Origin of the sequence: Mycolicibacterium madagascariense, assembly GCF_010729665.1 — a bacterium.
Lineage (GTDB): Bacteria > Actinomycetota > Actinomycetes > Mycobacteriales > Mycobacteriaceae > Mycobacterium > Mycobacterium madagascariense.
Genome location: NZ_AP022610.1, coordinates 507973 through 525053, shown reverse-complemented (window position 1 = coordinate 525053; position 17081 = coordinate 507973). Strand labels below are relative to the sequence as shown.

General features: G+C 70.5%; 13 protein-coding genes. 5 read left to right on the top strand and 8 right to left on the bottom strand.

Going from position 1 to position 17081, the window contains the following annotated elements; genetic code table 11:
* Position 1: 1 nt before the first annotated feature.
* Positions 2-913, top strand: a complete 912-nt coding sequence (locus G6N60_RS02420) for an alpha/beta hydrolase (RefSeq protein ID WP_163732066.1) — start codon at positions 2-4, stop codon at positions 911-913.
* Positions 914-965: 52 nt separating this feature from the next.
* Here G6N60_RS02420 and G6N60_RS02415 read toward each other — a convergent pair whose 3' ends face one another.
* On the bottom strand, positions 966-2144 hold the full coding sequence (locus G6N60_RS02415; protein WP_163732063.1) for a CoA transferase: 1179 nt from the start codon (positions 2142-2144) through the stop codon (positions 966-968).
* The gene (locus G6N60_RS02410) at positions 2131-3099 is read right to left on the bottom strand and encodes a MaoC family dehydratase (RefSeq protein ID WP_163732059.1); all 969 of its coding nucleotides are present in this window, start codon (positions 3097-3099) and stop codon (positions 2131-2133) included. The genes G6N60_RS02415 and G6N60_RS02410 overlap by 14 nt, the downstream gene beginning before the upstream one ends.
* A gap of 44 nt (positions 3100-3143) precedes the next feature.
* On the opposite strand from G6N60_RS02410, the gene G6N60_RS02405 reads away from it, so the two are divergent.
* On the top strand, positions 3144-4298 hold the full coding sequence (locus G6N60_RS02405; protein WP_163743322.1) for an acyl-CoA dehydrogenase family protein: 1155 nt from the start codon (positions 3144-3146) through the stop codon (positions 4296-4298).
* On the opposite strand, the gene G6N60_RS02400 is transcribed toward G6N60_RS02405, so the two are convergent.
* From G6N60_RS02400 to G6N60_RS02380, 5 genes are all read right to left on the bottom strand, one after another.
* Positions 4295-5176, bottom strand: a complete 882-nt coding sequence (locus G6N60_RS02400; protein WP_163732055.1) for an enoyl-CoA hydratase/isomerase family protein — start codon at positions 5174-5176, stop codon at positions 4295-4297. The genes G6N60_RS02405 and G6N60_RS02400 overlap by 4 nt on opposite strands.
* Entirely contained in the window at positions 5173-6693 is a 1521-nt protein-coding gene (fadD4, locus tag G6N60_RS02395) for a fatty-acid--CoA ligase FadD4 (RefSeq protein WP_163732052.1), read from the bottom strand. Before fadD4 ends, G6N60_RS02400 begins: the two co-directional genes overlap by 4 nt.
* 137 nt (positions 6694-6830) lie before the next feature.
* Positions 6831-8651: a phosphoenolpyruvate carboxykinase (GTP) gene (locus G6N60_RS02390; protein WP_163732049.1), complete on the bottom strand. Its 1821-nt coding sequence runs from the start codon at positions 8649-8651 to the stop codon at positions 6831-6833.
* A gap of 149 nt (positions 8652-8800) precedes the next feature.
* Entirely contained in the window at positions 8801-9922 is a 1122-nt protein-coding gene (locus tag G6N60_RS02385) for a hypothetical protein (protein ID WP_163732046.1), read from the bottom strand.
* Positions 9919-10908 carry a hypothetical protein gene (locus G6N60_RS02380; protein ID WP_246240225.1) on the bottom strand — a complete coding sequence of 330 codons (990 nt, stop codon included), beginning with the start codon at positions 10906-10908 and terminating at the stop codon, positions 9919-9921. Before G6N60_RS02380 ends, G6N60_RS02385 begins: the two co-directional genes overlap by 4 nt.
* Positions 10909-11041: 133 nt before the next feature.
* Between G6N60_RS02380 and trmB the strand changes: the two genes are divergently transcribed.
* From trmB to G6N60_RS02365, 3 genes are all read left to right on the top strand, one after another.
* A complete protein-coding gene (gene trmB / locus G6N60_RS02375) occupies positions 11042-11806 on the top strand; it encodes a tRNA (guanosine(46)-N7)-methyltransferase TrmB (RefSeq protein ID WP_163732043.1) in 765 nt (254 codons plus the stop codon).
* On the top strand, positions 11803-12516 hold the full coding sequence (locus tag G6N60_RS02370; RefSeq protein WP_163732040.1) for an NYN domain-containing protein: 714 nt from the start codon (positions 11803-11805) through the stop codon (positions 12514-12516). Before trmB ends, G6N60_RS02370 begins: the two co-directional genes overlap by 4 nt.
* Before the next feature lie 79 nt (positions 12517-12595).
* A complete protein-coding gene (locus tag G6N60_RS02365; RefSeq protein WP_163732037.1) occupies positions 12596-15871 on the top strand; it encodes an MMPL family transporter in 3276 nt (1091 codons plus the stop codon).
* Here G6N60_RS02365 and G6N60_RS02360 read toward each other — a convergent pair.
* Positions 15868-17037 (bottom strand): AI-2E family transporter, encoded by a 1170-nt coding sequence (locus G6N60_RS02360; RefSeq protein ID WP_163732034.1) that lies wholly within the window; start codon positions 17035-17037, stop codon positions 15868-15870. The two genes, G6N60_RS02365 and G6N60_RS02360, sit on opposite strands and share 4 nt — an antisense overlap.
* Positions 17038-17081: the final 44 nt, after the last annotated feature.

The following is a 17081-nucleotide window of genomic DNA, read 5'->3' as shown; positions in this document are numbered from 1 at the left end:
GATGCCCGACTTCCACCCCGACCTCGCCCGCCGCGCCCGCGTCACCCCGCGCGGCCTGGTCCACCCCTACACGCTGTCACCGCTGCGGGCCGTGGCCCGACTGACGTCCCGCCGCGCGCCGCGCGACGTCGACGTCCTGGTGACGGCATCCGGTGGCCGTGTGCGCCTGCACCGGCCGCCGCCCGGGGGTGAGGACGCGGGGCCCGCGCTGCTGTGGATTCACGGCGGGGGCTACGTCATCGGCAGCGCAGCGCAGGACGACGCCATCTGCCGCAGGTTCGCCCACGAACTCGGCATCACGGTGGTGGCCGTCGACTACCGCCTCGCCCCGGAGTACCCGTACCCGATCCCCCTGCAGGACTGCTACGCCGCGCTCGGCTGGCTCGCGGCGCTACCTGACGTCGACCCGGCCAGAGTCGCGATCGGGGGCGCCAGCGCGGGCGGCGGCCTCACCGCGGCGCTCGCGCTGCTCGCCAGGGATCGCGGCGAGATCGCCGTTGCCGCACAGCTGTTGGTGTACCCGATGCTCGACGACCGCACCAGCACGCGGGACGACCTCGACGAGTCCCACTACCGCCTCTGGAACCGGAAGGCCAACGCCTACGGCTGGTCGAGCTACCTCGGTGACGCGGACCCGGACGTCGCGGTGCCCGCCCGCCGAGACGATCTGAGCGGCCTACCGCCCGCCTGGCTCGGCGTCGGGACCAACGACCTGTTCCACCGCGAGGACGTCGAATACGCCGAACGCCTGACCGCGGCGGGCGTGCCCTGCGACGTCGACGTCGTCCCCGGCGCATTCCACGGCTTCGACGCCCTGGTGGCCAAAGCGCCCGTCTCGCAAGCGTTCTTCGCGAGCCAGGTCGACTGGCTGCGCAGGACGCTCGTACAGCCGGCGCGCGCGCAGTCGTCGTGATCTGTGTCGGTTTGGTCGCGCCCGCCGCTCCCCAACTTCCGTGAATCGGCGGTTAGGCCCGCTCCGCCACCAACCGCTCGACGAGAGCGTCGTCGGCACCGAGGTCGCCAGCGCGCTGGCATACGACCGGGGCCGCGGGAGGCATTGCGGGAAGGTCGGTTTCGCTCGCCGACTCGGGCAGCATCGCGTAGGTCGCCGCCACGGAGGCCATCGCGACGTCGATGACCTCACCTCCCCCGCGGGCCAGGGATTCGGCGACCTGCAGCGCGGCCTGCATCCCCGTCAGCGGGTCGGCGATCGCGTCGCCGCAGAACACCGGCCCGTCGACACTGCGGCCGACCACCCCGCCCGCCACCGCCGCGTCGTCGCCGAAGGCGGTCCAGTTCGCCCGGTCTACGTCGGCGCCGTATCCGGTGATGCGCAGCCAGACCCGGCCGGGTTGGGCCGCAACGTCTTCCGCGCCGAGACCACGCTGGCGCAAGGCGGCCGGCCGTGAGGACTCGATGACGACGTCGGCCGTCTCGAGCAGGGCCCTGGTCTTCTCGGCGAGATCAGCTGAGTAGCAGAGCTTTCCAGCGTTCATCCAGTCGAAGAATCGGCGATCACCGGCCCGCGTCCCGTCCGGCCGCCCCGGGGTTTCGACCTTCACGACCGTCGCGCCTGCCCTCGCCAGCAGTTGCCCGCACAGCGGGCCCGCCCACATCGACGACAGGTCGACCACGAGGAGACCGGGCACGGGGCGGGGTGCGGCGCGCGGGCCGAGGCGGCGGATGACCGGCCCGGCGGGACTGGCCTCCCCAAGCGCGGCCGCGGGCAGGCCGAGGAGCCGGGACCGGTCCACCACATCGGCGACATCGCATGTGGCGCACCAGGATTCGACCGCCCGCCACGGATCGTCCGGCACGACGTCCAGCTCGACCAGGGCCGGCACCGCGTCGACGTCGTCGGGCCGCGACAGCGTCAGCGCCCACCACCCATCGGCGGCGCGCAGCAGCCGCGACGCCCCACCCGCGGACACCCGCCCCCGCCGCGACAGACCGAGCAGCCCCGCCCGGCCGGCCAGCAGTTCGGCGGCCGACACGTCGATGCCCAGTCGGCCCGCGAGGTCGTCGGCCAGGGACGCGGCCTGACGCAGGACGGCAGCGCGGGAGAAGTCTGGGGCGCCGTCGGGCCGGCCGGTCAGATGGGCCAGCCCGCTGGCCCCCCACTCGCGCGCCTCACTGCCAGACAAGCGCGCGGAATCTCCAGTCCAGCACCTGGCGGTCGGGCTCCCCGACGGCGAAGACCACCGACCGCAGGTGCAGCACGCCGTCGCGGACGTCCTCGACGTGCACGTCGCTGTAGAGGGTGTCGCCCTCGCGCACCGGGCCGGTGTGGTCGCAGGATTCCCAGCCGAGCACCGTGACGACGTTGGGCAGCACGCGGGTCACCTGAGCCAGCGCCAACCCGATGGTGTGCCCGCCATACACCAGGCGCTCACCGCCGGCGCGCCAATCATGATGGGCGGCAGCGATGTTCAACGTCAGCCGGGCGAGTTCCGGCGCGCTGCTCACCACGTCGGCCGTGGTGCGCAGCACCGTGCCCGTCGGCACCGCGCCCGACCCCGATACGCGGGACCGGAAGGCCTCGGCGTCCCAGTCGGCCGTGGGGTCGGGCGGCACCGGTGTCCCGGCACCGATCGTCGACAGATCGTCGGCGTGGCCGGTGTCGTCCGCACCGTCGCGCAGCGGGATCATCGCGCAGCGGTGAAAGTCGAGCACCAGCCGGTCGGCCTGGTCGATCGTCGTCATCCGCAGGGCCGCCAGCCCGGTCGACGGCCGCCCCGGCTTGGTCGAATTCTGTTTCAGCCCAACCACTTCGGTGCGGGTGTAGAGGGTGTCGCCGATGATGGGATACCGGTGAAACCACAGGCCGCGATAGAAGAGATTGGCCTTGACGCGCTGGGTCGCCAGCGTGCTCTGCCCGATCGCGACGTCGCACACCAGCGCCGGATGAGCGAGTGCGGCCGGGGCCCCGGTGACGGCGTGGGTCAGGCTGGCGTCGAGCGGCAGGCGCAGCCGGTCCCCGAGGATCGACTGGTGCACGGCCGCGGCCCCTGGGCTGAGCGTCATCGACGGTGCGTCGGCGAACACCTGGCCCACGTGCAGATCGTCGAAGTACGGTCCACCCGGCGTCACGTCACCCATGCTGGCAGTACGCCGATCGAGGTGTCAACGCGGCCCGGTACATGATGGAACCCGTGCTGACCACAGAAGAGACCATGCTCGTCGACACCGTCCGGGCGTTCGTCGACCGCGACGTCAAGCCGACGGTGCGCGACGTCGAACACTCCGGGGCCTACCCCGAGGCGTGGATCGAGCAGATGAAGCAGCTCGGCATCTTCGGCCTCGCGATCGACGAGGACTACGACGGCACCCCCGTCTCGACCCGGTGCTACGTGCACGTCACCCAGGAACTGGCGCGCGGGTGGATGAGCCTGGCGGGAGCGATGGGTGGGCACACCGTCGTGGCGAAGCTGCTGGGACTCTTCGGCACCGAGGAGCAGAAGCGGCGCTACCTGCCGGCGATGGCCACCGGGGAGATGCGCGCGACCATGGCGCTCACCGAGCCGGGCGGCGGGTCGGACCTGCAGGCCATGACGACCGTCGCGGCGTCCGACGGCGACGAGCTGGTGATCAACGGTGCCAAGACGTGGATCACCAATGCCCGGCGGTCCGGGCTGATCGCCCTGCTCTGCAAGACCGATCCCCGGGCGACGCCGGCCCACAGGGGGATCTCGATCGTGCTCGTCGAGCACGGCGACGGGTTGACGGTGTCCCGCGATCTGCCGAAGCTCGGCTACAAGGGGGTCGAGTCATGCGAATTGGCCTTCACCGACTACCGGATTCCCGCCACGGCCATCCTCGGCGGCGAGCCGGGCAGGGGTTTCGCGCAGATGATGAAGGGCCTCGAGACCGGGCGCATCCAGGTGGCGGCCCGCGCGCTCGGCGTCGCGACGGCGGCGCTGGAGGACGCGCTGGCCTACGCCCAGCAGCGCGAGAGCTTCGGCCAGCCCATCTGGAAGCACCAGGCGGTCGGCCACTACCTCGCCGACATGGCCACCAAGCTCACCGCCGCGCGCCAGCTGACGCTGCATGCCGCCGACCGCTACGACGGCGGCGAGCGGGCCGACATGGAGGCCGGCATGGCCAAGCTGTTCGCCTCCGAGGCGGCGATGGAGATCGCCCTGAACGCCGTCCGCATCCACGGCGGCTACGGATACTCCACCGAGTACGACGTCGAGCGCTACTTCCGCGACGCGCCGCTGATGATCGTCGGCGAGGGCACCAACGAGATCCAGCGCAACGTCATCGCGAGCCAACTGGTGGCCCGCGGCGGGATCTAGGCGACGGCGTCGACCAGACCCCACTCGAGTGCGGTCGCGGCGTCGATCGTGGCACCCGACAGCACCAGATACGCCGTGCGCCAGCGCCCGATCCGCCGGGTGACGCTGACCGTGCCGCCCGCTCCGGGGATGAGACCGAGCGTCAGCTCGGGCAGGCCGAACACGGTGTCGCAGTGGGCGCTCACGTGGCCGCAGAAGGCCATCATCTCCAGCCCGCTGCCGAGCACGCGGCCGTGCACCTCGGCGCGGCAGCTTCGCCCCAGGCGCGCGGTGATCTCGTCAAGGACGAGGGCGGGGCTGTACCGCGTGCGGGCCAGGTGCGCCGACGCCGGATCGTCGAACGTGCCGAACTCCGCGAGATCGCCTCCGCTGCAGAAGGATGGGCCGTTGCCGCACAGGACCAGTTCGGTCACCGACGGGTCGAGCCGGGCGACCTCGAGTGCCTCCAGCAGCGCCGCGCGGGCGTCGGTCGAGAAGGCGTTGTGCCTCGCGGCGCGGTTGAACCACACGTAGAGCGCGTCGCCGTCACGGGCCGACACCACCGGATCCGGCAGCGCGGGCACCGTCGCCGGACCGCGCTCGCTCAGCCAGCGCGCGAACTCCGGGCCGGCCTGCAGAGTCGAATACGCCAGCGACTCGGTGACAATGCCTGCGCGCGTGGCCATTCGGGGGTCGAAGGCACGCAGCACGTCGTCGCACACCGCGGCGGCGATCGGCCACCTGCTCACCCGTTCCGCGATCTCGGCGACGGCGTCGGGCACCGAGGCCACGGTGATCGCCCGGCGGTCGGTGCTCGGCTCCTCGGTCAGCGAGAACGAGGCGCCCTCGGGGGAATCCGACTCGACCAGGGTCCCGTCCCCGACGCTGACGTGCTTCACGAGTACTTCTTGATCAGCTCCTGCTTGTACAGCTTGCCGGTGTCGGTGCGCGGCAGCTGCGCCTCGAACGAGATCGACCGCGGACACTTGAAGTGCGCCAACCGATCTCGCAACCACGCCAGCAGTTCGTCGGCGAAGGCGTCGGTGGCATCGGCCTCGTCGACGGTCTGGACCACGCCCTTGACGCTCTGCCCCATGTCGTCGTCGGGCACGCCGAACACCGCGGCGTCCATCACCTTGGGGTGGGTGACCAACATGTTCTCCGCCTCCTGCGGGTAGATGTTGACCCCGCCCGAGATGATCATGTGGTGGCGCCGGTCGGTGAGGTACAGGTAGCCGTCCTCGTCGACGTAGCCGATGTCGCCCACGGTCTTCCAGCCGTGCGCGTCGCGCGAGGACGCCGTCTTGTCGGGATCGTTGAGGTACTCGAAGTCGTTGCCGCCCTCGAAGTAGATCTCACCGGCCACACCGGGCGGCAGTTCGTTGCCGTCCTCGCCGACGATGTGCAGCGGCGTCATCATCGACCTGCCCACCGAACCGGGGTGCGTCAGGTACTCCTCGGCCGTGATGAGCGTCGAACCGATGGCCTCGGAGGAGGCGTAGTACTCGTCGATGATCGGCCCCCACCAATCCATCATCTGCATCTTGATCTCCACCGGGCACGGTGCGGCCGCATGCATGACGCGCTGCAGGCTCGACACGTCATACGAGTTGCGCACGGCCTCGGGCAGTTTCAGCATCCTGGTGAACATCACCGGAACGAACTGGCCGTGGGTGACCCGGTGTCGCTGGATCGCCTCGAGTGCGCCCTCGGGGCTGAACTTCTCGAGTACGACGGTGGTGATGCCGGCGGCCTGCGTCTGCATCGACCACACCGAGGGAGCGGTGTGGTACAGCGGCGCGGGACTGAGGTACACCGCGTCCGGGGTCGTCCAGAATCCGACCAGGGCGGCCATCAACCCGGGCACCTCCGAGGGCGGCAGGTGTGGCAGGGCGCGCTTGATCCCCTTCGGCCGCCCCGTGGTGCCCGAGGAGTACTGCAGCAGATCGCCCTCGATCTCGTCGTCGATCGGGGTAACGGGTTGGGCGGCAACGCATTCCGGATAGCGCTGCCAGCCGTCAAGGTCGGCGTCGGCGACGAGGAGCACCGGCGGGAGCCCGCCCGGCAGCTCGGCTTCGAGATCGGCCAGGACGTCGGTCAGGCCGCCGGAGCCGACGATGGCCTTCGCGCTGGAGTTGTCGACGATGTACGCGACCTCGGCGGCGGTGAGATGGGTGTTGATGGGGACGTAGTACAGCCCGGCCCGGCGCGCCGCCCACATGACGGCATGCATGTGTTCGCTGTTCTCCATGAGGATGGCCACGGCGTCACCCTCGACGAGTCCGGCCTCGCGGAAGAAGTGCGCCAGCTGGTTCGCCCTGGCCTCCAGCTCGCCGAACGTCACCACCGTTCCCGACGGGTGCATGATGATCGCGGGCTTGTCGGGCGTGGCAACGGCGGTGTCGCGAATCTGCATGAGCAGAACTGTACGACGCCCGACTTGACGGGTGTCAAGTACCCCGCCGACCAGCCCCCCGCCACCCGCCGAGCAGACGCAAAGGGCCCTCAATCGCGTGGATTCAGGGCCCTTTGCGTCTGCTCGCGGGAAGAAACTTAGGCGAGGCGGGTCTTCAGCGCGTCGAACTCGTCCTTGATGCCGGTGGGCAGCTTCTCGCCGACGAACTCGAACCACTCCTCGATGAGCGGCAGTTCCTTGCGCCACTCCTCGGGATTGACCGCGAGCGCCTCGTCGACATCGGCGGCATCGACGTCGAGCCCGTCGAGATCCAGGTCGGCAGCCGTCGGCACGATGCCGATCGGGGTGCTCTTGCCCTCGGCCGCGTGCTCGATGCGCTCGATCGCCCACTTCAGCACCCGGCTGTTCTCGCCGAAGCCGGGCCACAGGAAGCGGCCGTTGTCACCGCGCCGGAACCAGTTCACGAAGAACACCGCGGGCAGCTTGGACTCGTCGGCGTTCTTGCCGAGGTCGATCCAGTGCTGGAAGTAATCGCCCACGTTGTAGCCGAGGAACGGCAGCATGGCCATCGGGTCGCGGCGGACGGTGCCGACCTTGCCCTCGGCCGCGGCGGTCTGCTCGGAACCGAGCGTGGCGCCGATGAAGACGCCGTGCTGCCAGTCGCGGGCCTGCGTGATGAGTGGCACCGTCGTCTTGCGCCGGCCGCCGAACAGAATCGCCGAGATCGGCACGCCCTGCGGGTCGTCCCACTCCGGGGCCAGCGTCGGGCACTGCGAGATCGGCGTGCAGTACCGCGAATTGGGATGCGCCGCCTTGCTTTCCGTCTCGCGGAGGTTCCAGTCCTGGCCCTTCCAGTCGATCAGGTGGTCGGGCTCGCCCTCGAGTCCCTCCCACCACACGTCGCCGTCGTCGGTCTTGGCGACGTTGGTGAAGACGGTGTTGCCCGCGGCGATGGTCTTCATCGCATTGGGGTTGGAGCTCCAGTTGGTGCCCGGCGCGACGCCGAAGAAGCCGAACTCGGGGTTGACGGCGTAGAGCCTGCCGTCCTTGCCGAACCGCATCCAGGCGATGTCGTCGCCGACGGTCTCCGCGCGCCACCCCGGGATGGTGGGCTGCAGCATCGCGAGGTTGGTCTTGCCGCATGCCGACGGAAAGGCCGCCGCAATGAAGTACGCCTTGTTCTCGGGGCTGATCAGCTTGAGGATCAGCATGTGCTCGGCGAGCCAGCCCTCGTCGTGGGCCATCGCCGAGGCGATCCGCAGCGAGTAGCACTTCTTGCCGAGCAGCGCGTTGCCGCCGTAGCCCGAGCCGTAGCTCCAGATCTCGCGGGTCTCGGGGAAGTGGGTGATGTACTTCGTGTCGTTGCACGGCCACGGCACGTCGGCCTGGCCCTCCTCGAGCGGCGCGCCGAGCGAGTGCAGCGCCTTGACGAAGAAGCCGTCGGAACCCATCTTGTCCAGCGCGGCCTTGCCCATCCGGGTCATGGTGCGCATCGAGACCACCACGTACTCCGAGTCGGTGATCTCGACACCCAGCTTGGGGTCCCCGGCGTCCAGCGGGCCCATGCAGAAGGGGACGACCCACATCGTGCGACCGCGCATCGATCCGCGGTACAGGTCGGTCATGATGCCGCGCATCTCGGCGGGGGCCATCCAGTTGTTGGTGGGGCCCGCGTCGATCTCGCGCTCGGAGCAGATGAAGGTCCGCGACTCCACGCGCGCCACGTCGGACGGATCCGACAGCGCGAGGTAGGAGTTGGGCTGCTTCTTCTCGTTCAGCTTCTGGAAGGTGCCCGCCGCGACGAGTTCCGCACACAGCCGCTCGTATTCCTCGGCGGAGCCGTCGGCGAATTGGACGCGGTCCGGCTGGGTCAGCTCGGCAACCTCGCGAACCCAGGCGAGCAGGCCCTCGTGCGTCGTCGGTGCGCTATCCAGACCGGGAATGGTCGCTGAGGTCATGAGGACTCCTGAAATCTCCTGGTGGCGCGGTCGCGGGTCATACCTGGACTGAGGTTAACGTGGGTGACATACCCACGGTTAATCGGGACTATGTCCGTTGTCTCACAGGAACGATTCAGATCGGGCATTCCGACCGAAACGGCCCCGAATCACCCGTCGCAACGCCATTCATACTGGTCAGTAACTTGTTTTAGGCTGCCAGCCGGGCCTTCAGGAGTCGCTCTCGACCCTACCCGGGGGCCCGCGTCACGCCCCGCCGAAGCGACCGAGAGCAACCATTCCGCGACCCTCGCCTCGGCGTGCCAACGCACGGTTCCAGCAACGTCGGCGACCCACCTGTCGAGCACCGCGCGGTCGTGCAGCAGGCGGCGCGTGCGCACCACCCACACCCCCAGCGCCAGCCCCATGACGGCACCCGCCACCAGACCGGCCGTCGAGACGCCGGGGGCCCAGCCCGCCACCAGCCGGCCGACCGCGAGCGCGGTGCCCACCCCGAAACCGAGACCGAGCACGGCCGCGAGCCGAGCCTCCAGCCGACGCGACGACGTGGGCCGCCCGGCGTCGCTCGGCTCCAGCCGGCAGGCGTGCCCCCGGGGAACTGCAACGCGGTCCCCACAGCCGAGCTCGGCCGCCGCCTCCCCCACGGCGTCGGCGACGTCGCGGTCGACGGTCTTCAGGAAGACCTCCACGCGGGCGCGCACCTGGACCTCGAAGGCCTGCGCACCGCCGGGCGGCACGGTCGCGGCGGCCGCGCGTAGTTCGGTGCGCAGCGCCGAGGCGCCGTCTCTGACCGACCGCACGAGCCGCAGCCGCGTGCGCGCCAGCACGTCGCTCGCCGACACCGCCGCTCGGACGGCCCGCGCGATCGGCGGCCGGGCCAGTCCTGCCCGCAGCACGCGGACGAGCTCGTCGACGTCGGCGTCGCCGAGAACGGGTGCGGCGGCGGCCCCGACCCACGGGATCGCGGTGCGGCTGCCCCAGCGCTCGGCCCCGTCGCGGTTGGCGGCCACGACGTCGCGCCACTGCCGGTGCGCATCGATCTTGGCGACCACGCCGACGAGCAGCCCGCTGCCCGCCGAGGCGCGCTCGACGTCCGCCCACTGCGATCGCGTCATCGGGGCGGCGGCGGAGACGACGGCGAGCACCGCGTCGGGCGCCCGCGGCGGCGGCCCCTCGACGACCTCGACGTCGGGCAGCCGGGTACGCAGCGCGGCGACGACCCCACCGACCCCCGCGCGCGACGGGCCGACGACGAGCACCACCGGCGTCACGCCGACGGTTCCCGCGCGTCGGCCAGCAGGCGCAGCGACCCTCTGACGACGTCGGCGCTGCACTGGCCGTGCACGGCAGCCACGGGACCTCGGCCGTAGCGGCGCCAGCGGACGGCGCGGGCGAGGTGGGCGCTCGCGGTGTCGCCGCGGTCGACGGACAGCCCCGCCGCCTCCAGCACGTCGACGGCGGCGGTCATCACCGCCATCGCCGTCGCATCGGCGGCCCGCAGGGCCAAGAGCTCGTCGTCGCCGGATTCGACTGCCAGACAACGCAATTCGCGCACTGCCGCGCGCAGGCGTAGATAGCGCACCGGTGCCGCGACGGCATCGAGTGCGACCAGCACCCCGTCGATCCCGCTCGCCGCGGCCAGGCGGGCGCCGAGGTCGCCGGCGTCGACCCCGTCGGACAGCGCGCGCACCGCATGCGCGACGCCGAACCGGTCGAGGCGCAGCAGCAACCGCTCGCGCAGGACCGCGGCGACGACGTGCGGGCGTGCCACGAAGGCGTCGACCGAGGTGAGGTCCGGCGGCGCGGTCACGAAGACGCGCAACGCGTCGACCAGTTCGTCGTCGAGGGGGTGGTCGAGGGCGGCGAGCAATCCGACCAGCGGCACCGTCGGCACGCCGGTCAGCCGCTGGGCATCGCCCGCCCAGCGCGTCGCCGTCGCGAGCGGGTCATCGGGTCCGGCCAGGTCGGCCTTGGTGAGGACGACCAGCGCCGGTCCGCGCGCCGCTGCCAGCGCCGCCCGGTCCTCCCCGGTGACCGTCTCGGCGATGACGAGCACCAGCACCTCGCCCGCGGCGGGGGTGGCGGTGGCCCAGCCGCGGCGCCGTAGCGCCGCCGCCACGCAGTCCCGCCCGACGCCCGGGCGGCCCGTCACCGCGACGCGCACGGGCCATCGCAGCCGATCGACGATCGGGCGCACAGCCGGCATGCCCGCGGCCCCGACCAGCTGGGTCAGCTCGTCGACGAATGCCTGCGTCATGATCGAAAGCCCTCAGCTGCCAACCCCCGGCTGCCATCGTCGCACCGCCCGGAGCACCCGCCGAGCGGCTCTTAGCCGCCTAAGGCAACTGTTGGGTATCGAATTGCACCACGATGCGGGTACACCGGTCTGGATGAGCGACCATGTACGGATGCAGGTGCAGCGCGAGCAGGCCCGCGGGGACGAAGGGTCGGTGCCCGCCCATCCCTTCCCCCGCGTCGCCAGCTTCCGATCCCGGCGGTCGGCGCTGTCCGGTCTGCAGCGGGAGACGTGGGAACGCCGCTGGCCCGAGCTCGGCATGCAGGCCAGGGACTCCGACGGGCAGCTGGCCCACCCGCTGGACGCCCCGGCGTGGTTCGGACGCTCGGCGCCGCTGGTGCTGGAGATCGGGTGCGGTACCGGCGTCTCCACCCTGGCGATGGCCGCGGCCGAGCCGCAGCTCGACGTCATCGCGGTCGAGGTCTACAAGCGTGGCCTCGCCCAACTGCTGAACGGCATCGACCGTGACGGCCTCACCAACGTGCGCCTCATCCGCGGCGACGGCGTCGACGTCCTCGAGCACCTCCTCGCGCCGGAGTCGCTGACCGGGGTGCGGGTGTTCTTCCCCGACCCCTGGCCCAAGGCCCGCCACCACAAGCGCCGGCTGCTGCAGCCGGCCACCGTCGCCCTGCTGGCCGACCGCCTGCGACCGGGCGGCATCCTGCACGCCGCCACCGACCACGCCGGATACGCCGAACAGATCGGCGAGGTCGGGGACGCCGAACCCGCCCTGCGCAGGCTCGATCCCGATGCGGGCGACGATCTGCCCATCTCGATCCGGCGGCCGGTGACGAAGTACGAGGACAAGGCCCGGCACGCCGGCAGCGCCGTCGCCGAGTTCCTGTGGGAGAAGCGATGAGCCTCACCGAGGATCTGCCCGACGTCGAGGAACTCGCCGACGAGTCCGGCGACGCCGGTCAGCCGGCGCCCAGCGGCCCGCAGCGCGTGCTGCTCGTCTGGGATGCGCCGAACCTCGACATGGGGCTCGGGTCGATCCTCGGCGGCCGTCCCACCGCGGCGCACCGGCCGCGGTTCGACGCCCTGGGCCGGTGGCTGCTCGCCCAGACGGCCGATCTGTCCCGCAGCCGCGCGCACGACGTGCCGCACGTCACGTTCGAACCCGAGGCGACGGTGTTCACCAACATCGCCCCGGGAAGTGCCGACGTCGTTCGCCCGTGGGTCGAGGCGCTGCGCAACGTCGGCTTCGCGGTGTTCGCCAAACCCAAGATCGACGACGACAGCGACGTCGACGGTGACATGCTCGACCACATTGCGCTGCGGCGGAGCGAGGGCTTGGCCGGCCTCTACGTGGCCTCCGCGGACGGCCAGGCCTTCCGGGTGCCGCTGGAGGAGATCGCCCGCGACGGCATCCCCGTCAGCGTCCTCGGATTTCGCGAACATGCCAGTTGGGCGTTAGCGTCGGATACCTTGGAGTTCGTCGACCTCGAGGACATTCCCGGTGTGTTCAGGGAGCCACTGCCGCGAATCGGCCTCGACTCGCTGCCCCAGCAGGGGGCGTGGCTGCAGCCCTTCCGGCCGTTGTCCTCGTTGCTTACCTCACGCGCGTGAACGACTCGCAGGAACAATTGAAGCCGAGGTAGAGGGTTAGCCGAGGTCGGGACGTGAAGAAGATCAGTTAGGAGCTCGAGTGTTCGCCTGGTGGGGTCGGATGGTGTACCGATTCCGATACGCGGTTATCGGGATCATGGTCGCGCTGTGCCTTGGTGGCGGCATCTACGGTGCGAGCCTTGGACAGCACGTCACGCAGAGCGGGTTCTACGACGAGACCAGCCAGTCGGTCGCGGCGTCCGAACTCGGCGACGACGTCTACGGTCGCGACCGGTTGAGCCACATCGTCGCGGTGCTGGACGCGCCCAGCGGCAAGAAGGTCAACGACCCGCAGTGGTCCAAGCAGATGAAGGACGAGCTCGACAAGGTGGTCGCCGACCACCCCGACCAGATCCTCTACTGGCGCGGCTACCTGGAGAACCCGACCGGTGACCCGACCACGAACGCCGCGCTCGCCAACAACGGGACCCGCACGTTCATCGTCATGCCGCTCAAGGGCAACGACGACGACACGATCCTCAAGAATTACAAGACCATCCAGCCCGACCTGCAGAAGGTCGACGACGGCCAGATCAAGCTGGCGGGTCTGCAGCCCATCGCGAGCGAGCTGACGGGCACCATCGGCGACGACCAGAAGCGTGCCGAGGTGGCCGCCATCCCGCTGGTCGCCGTCGTCCTCTTCTTCGTCTTCGGCACGGTGATCGCCGCCAGCCTCCCCGCCATCATCGGCGGGCTGACCATCATGGGCGCCCTCGGCATCATGCGGGTGGTCGCCAACTTCACCCCGGTCCACTTCTTCGCCCAACCGGTGGTGACGCTGATCGGCCTCGGCATCGCCATTGACTACGGCCTGTTCATCGTCAGCCGGTTCCGCGAGGAGATCGCCGAGGGCTACGACACCGAGACGGCCGTCCGCCGGACCATGATGACGTCGGGCCGCACGGTGATGTTCTCGGCGGTCATCATCGTGGCCTCGTCGGTTCCGCTGCTGCTGTTCCCGCAGGGCTTCCTCAAGTCCATCACCTACGCGATCATTGCCTCGGTCATGCTCGCGGCGATCCTGTCGAACACCGTGCTCGCGGCGGGCCTGGCGCTCCTCGGCCCGCGCGTCGACGCGCTCGGCGTGAAGTCCCTGATCAAGTTCGCCGAACCGGACACCATCCACTCCGACCCGGCCAACCCCCGACGCAGTCAACTCGCGCTGGCCTCGATCCCGGCAGGCATCCTGCTGCCCCCGGTCGGCATCGCGCTCGGCCACATCGCCCGCATCAAGATCAAGCACACCGGCGAGCAGGGCGCCACGCTGGCCCTCATCGGTCTGCTGTTCGGCTACCTGGGTACCTACGGCGGCCTGGCCTACGGCATCTATGCGCTGCGCGATGCGGGCATCGTCGAGGGCGCACTGTTCTGGGTCCTGCTCGGCATCGTCATCTTCGTCGCGACCGTGACGGCGATCCTGGTCCTGGCGCGATACGTGCCGCTGATCCGCCGGATCACCGTCTGGTGGCTGCACTTCCTGTCCGAGAAGACCCAGAAGACCAAGACCCGCGAAGAAGTCGAGAAGGGCTTCTGGGGAACGCTGGTCAACAAGGTGATGAAGCGGCCCGGCGCGTTCGCGCTGCCCATCGTCATCGTCATGATCCTGCTCGTCATCCCGCTCGGGCAGCTGGCGCTCGGTGGCATCAGCGAGAAGTACCTGCCCCCCGACAATGCGGTGCGCGTCGCGCAGAAGACCTTCGACGACAGCTTCCCCGGCTACCGGACCCAGAAGCTGACGCTGGTCATCCAGCACGCCACGCCGGAGCAGATCGCCGAGGTCAAGAACGAGGCGAGCCAGGTCACCGGGTTCACGGGCACCTGGGACGAGCGGCCCGTCGCACCGGACGTCAAGAACCCCGCCATCCCGATCGGGGCCGACGGCCAGGGTCACCCGTGCATGTCCAAGGACCTGCCGTGCGTCCTGCAGAACGGCCTGAAGGACAACGGCGACGCCGCGCAGAAGACGGCGGAACTGCGCAACCTGAGCGCCCCCAAGGGCGTGTCGATCTGGGTCGGCGGCACGCCCGCGCTCGAACAGGACAGCATCCACAGCCTCTTCGAGAAGCTCCCGCTGATGGTCGTGGTGCTGATCCTCACGACGACGGTGCTGATGTTCCTGGCGTTCGGATCGCTGGTGCTGCCCATCAAGGCCGCGCTGATGAGCGCGCTGACCCTCGGGTCGACGATGGGCATCCTGACGTGGATGTTCGTCGACGGGCACGGCTCGGGCCTGATGAACTACACCCCGCAGCCGTTGATGGCGCCGATGATCGGTCTGATCATCGCGGTCATCTGGGGTCTGTCGACCGACTACGAGGTGTTCCTGGTGTCCCGCATGGTGGAGGCCAGGGCGCGCGGCATGTCGACCGCCGAGGCGATCCGCATCGGCACCGCCACGACCGGCCGGCTGATCACCGGCGCCGCGCTCATCCTCGCGGTGGTCGCCGGCGCGTTCGTGTTCTCCGACCTGGTCATGATGAAGTACCTGGCGTTCGGTCTGCTGCTCGCACTTCTGTTGGACGCCACCATCATTCGTATGTTCCTGGTGCCCGCGATCATGAAGATGCTGGGCGACGACTGCTGGTGGGCACCGCGGTGGATGAAGCGCATCCAGGAGCGACTCGGTCTCGGTGAGGTCGAACTGCCCGACGAGCGCAAGCGCCCGACCGCCCGGGAGTCCGAGCCGGACTCCGAGGCACTCGTCGGCGCGGGCGCCCCGATGCGCGCGCTGCCGTCGCCGCACGACCCGACCCATCCGCAGGCCGGGCCAAGGTCGGCCACCACGGGCAAGGTCGCTCCGCAGCGGGTCAGCCCGCCCTCGGCCGCGGGGACGACGCGCCTGCCCGCGACGCCGGCCGCTCCGCCCGCCGAACCGCCGACGACCCGGATGCCGGCCGCCGCGCCGGTGGACCCGCCGACCACGCGGACGCCGGTGGACCCGCCGACCACGCGCACGCCGAGGGTGGACCCGGCCCGTCCGGCCACCCCGCCGCGCACCCCGGCCAAAGCCCGCGCGACGAGTTCGCGTGGATCGAGCGCCAACGGCAACCGCGAGATCGAATCGTGGCTCGGCGATCTGCGCAGCGGCGCGACCACCCCGAATGGTCCGACGGAGGCCGGTCGGCCCACGGTCGCCCGGCGTCAGGCGCCCCCGGCGGCCCCCGCTGCCGAACCGCCGACCACGGCCATCCCCACGCAGCGCGCGGAGCCCGACCAGACCGAGAAGATCGACACCCGAGGCGAGGCCGACGAGCCCAAGCGTCGCGGTGGCGGCGTCAGCGCTGCCGACCTGCTGCGTCGCGAGGGCCGGCTCTAACCTCGTCGCTCGGCGTCGATCGCCTCGATGTCGTCCGTCGTGCCCGACGAGATGGGCGGGCCGGTGTCGTCGTCGAGCGCCTGCTCCTCGGCATCGGGATCCGACGCCAGCAGCACGCGCAGCGAGCTGTTGAGCACGGCGACGAGCGGCACGGCCAGCAGCGCTCCGACGATTCCGGCGCTGACCCCACCGGCGGCGATCGCCAGCACCACCGCGAGCGGGTGCAGTGACACCGCGCGCCCCATCACCAGCGGCTGCAGCACGTGCGACTCCAGCTGCTGCACGGCCACGATCAGACCGAGCGTGATGAGCGCGAAGACCCAGCCCTTCGCGATGAGCGCCACGATGACGGCCAGGCCGCCGGCGATGACGGCGCCGATGAGCGGGATGAACGCGCCGAGGAAGACGAGCGACGCGAGCGGCAGCGCGAGCGGGATGCCCATGATCGCCAACCCCGTGCCGATGCCGATGGCGTCGGTCAGCGCGACGAGGAACGTCGCCCTGACGTAACCCGTCAGTGAGTGGAAGCCCGCGCGGCCGGCATCGCGGACGCGGTCGCGGACGTCGACCGGGAAGACCTTCGTGATGAACGCGAAGATGGTGCGGCCGCCCTGCAGCAGGAAGATCAGTGTGAACAGCATCAGCAGGGCGCCGGTGACGATCTCGGTGATGGTGCCCGCGGTGGACAGCGCACCGCTGGTCAGCTTGGCCTGATTGTCCTTGAGCGCCCCGATCGCGGCGTCGGTCGCACTCTTGATCTGGGCATTGCTGAAGTGGGCCAGCAGACCGGAGCTGAGGGAGTTGCGCGCGTTGGTGATGGTCAGGGCGACCTGGTCGATCAGCGCGGGAGCGCCCTGGATGAACTGACTGACGACGAAGGTCAGCATGCCGCCGACGACGACGATGCTGATCAGCATGACGGCCGCGACGGCGGCGCCACGCGGCAGTCCGCGCCGGTCCAGGACGTCGACGAGCGGCAACAGCATCGCGGTCACCATCGTCGCCAGCAGCACCGGCACCACGATGACCTCGAGGTGCATCGCCAGCCACAGCAGTGCGCCCAGCGCGGCGAGGATGACGAGGAACCGCCACGACCACGCGGCGGTCTTGCGGACGATGGGGTGTACCGACGCGTCGGCCTGCGGGTCCAGCGAGCGTCCTGGCATTCCGGTAGCGTAACGACTCGCCCCGACCGTTCCCGGCCCCGCGC

Coding starts and splice junctions, on each gene's coding strand:
- G6N60_RS02420 (WP_163732066.1), top strand. CDS start 2: ATGCCCGACTTCCACCCCGACCTCGCCCGCCGCGCCCGCGTCACCCCG.
- G6N60_RS02410 (WP_163732059.1), bottom strand. CDS start 3,099: ATGGGTGACGTGACGCCGGGTGGACCGTACTTCGACGATCTGCACGTG.
- G6N60_RS02405 (WP_163743322.1), top strand. CDS start 3,144: ATGGAACCCGTGCTGACCACAGAAGAGACCATGCTCGTCGACACCGTC.
- fadD4 (WP_163732052.1), bottom strand. CDS start 6,693: ATGCAGATTCGCGACACCGCCGTTGCCACGCCCGACAAGCCCGCGATC.
- G6N60_RS02390 (WP_163732049.1), bottom strand. CDS start 8,651: ATGACCTCAGCGACCATTCCCGGTCTGGATAGCGCACCGACGACGCAC.
- G6N60_RS02380 (WP_246240225.1), bottom strand. CDS start 10,908: ATGACGCAGGCATTCGTCGACGAGCTGACCCAGCTGGTCGGGGCCGCG.
- trmB (WP_163732043.1), top strand. CDS start 11,042: ATGAGCGACCATGTACGGATGCAGGTGCAGCGCGAGCAGGCCCGCGGG.
- G6N60_RS02370 (WP_163732040.1), top strand. CDS start 11,803: ATGAGCCTCACCGAGGATCTGCCCGACGTCGAGGAACTCGCCGACGAG.
- G6N60_RS02360 (WP_163732034.1), bottom strand. CDS start 17,037: ATGCCAGGACGCTCGCTGGACCCGCAGGCCGACGCGTCGGTACACCCC.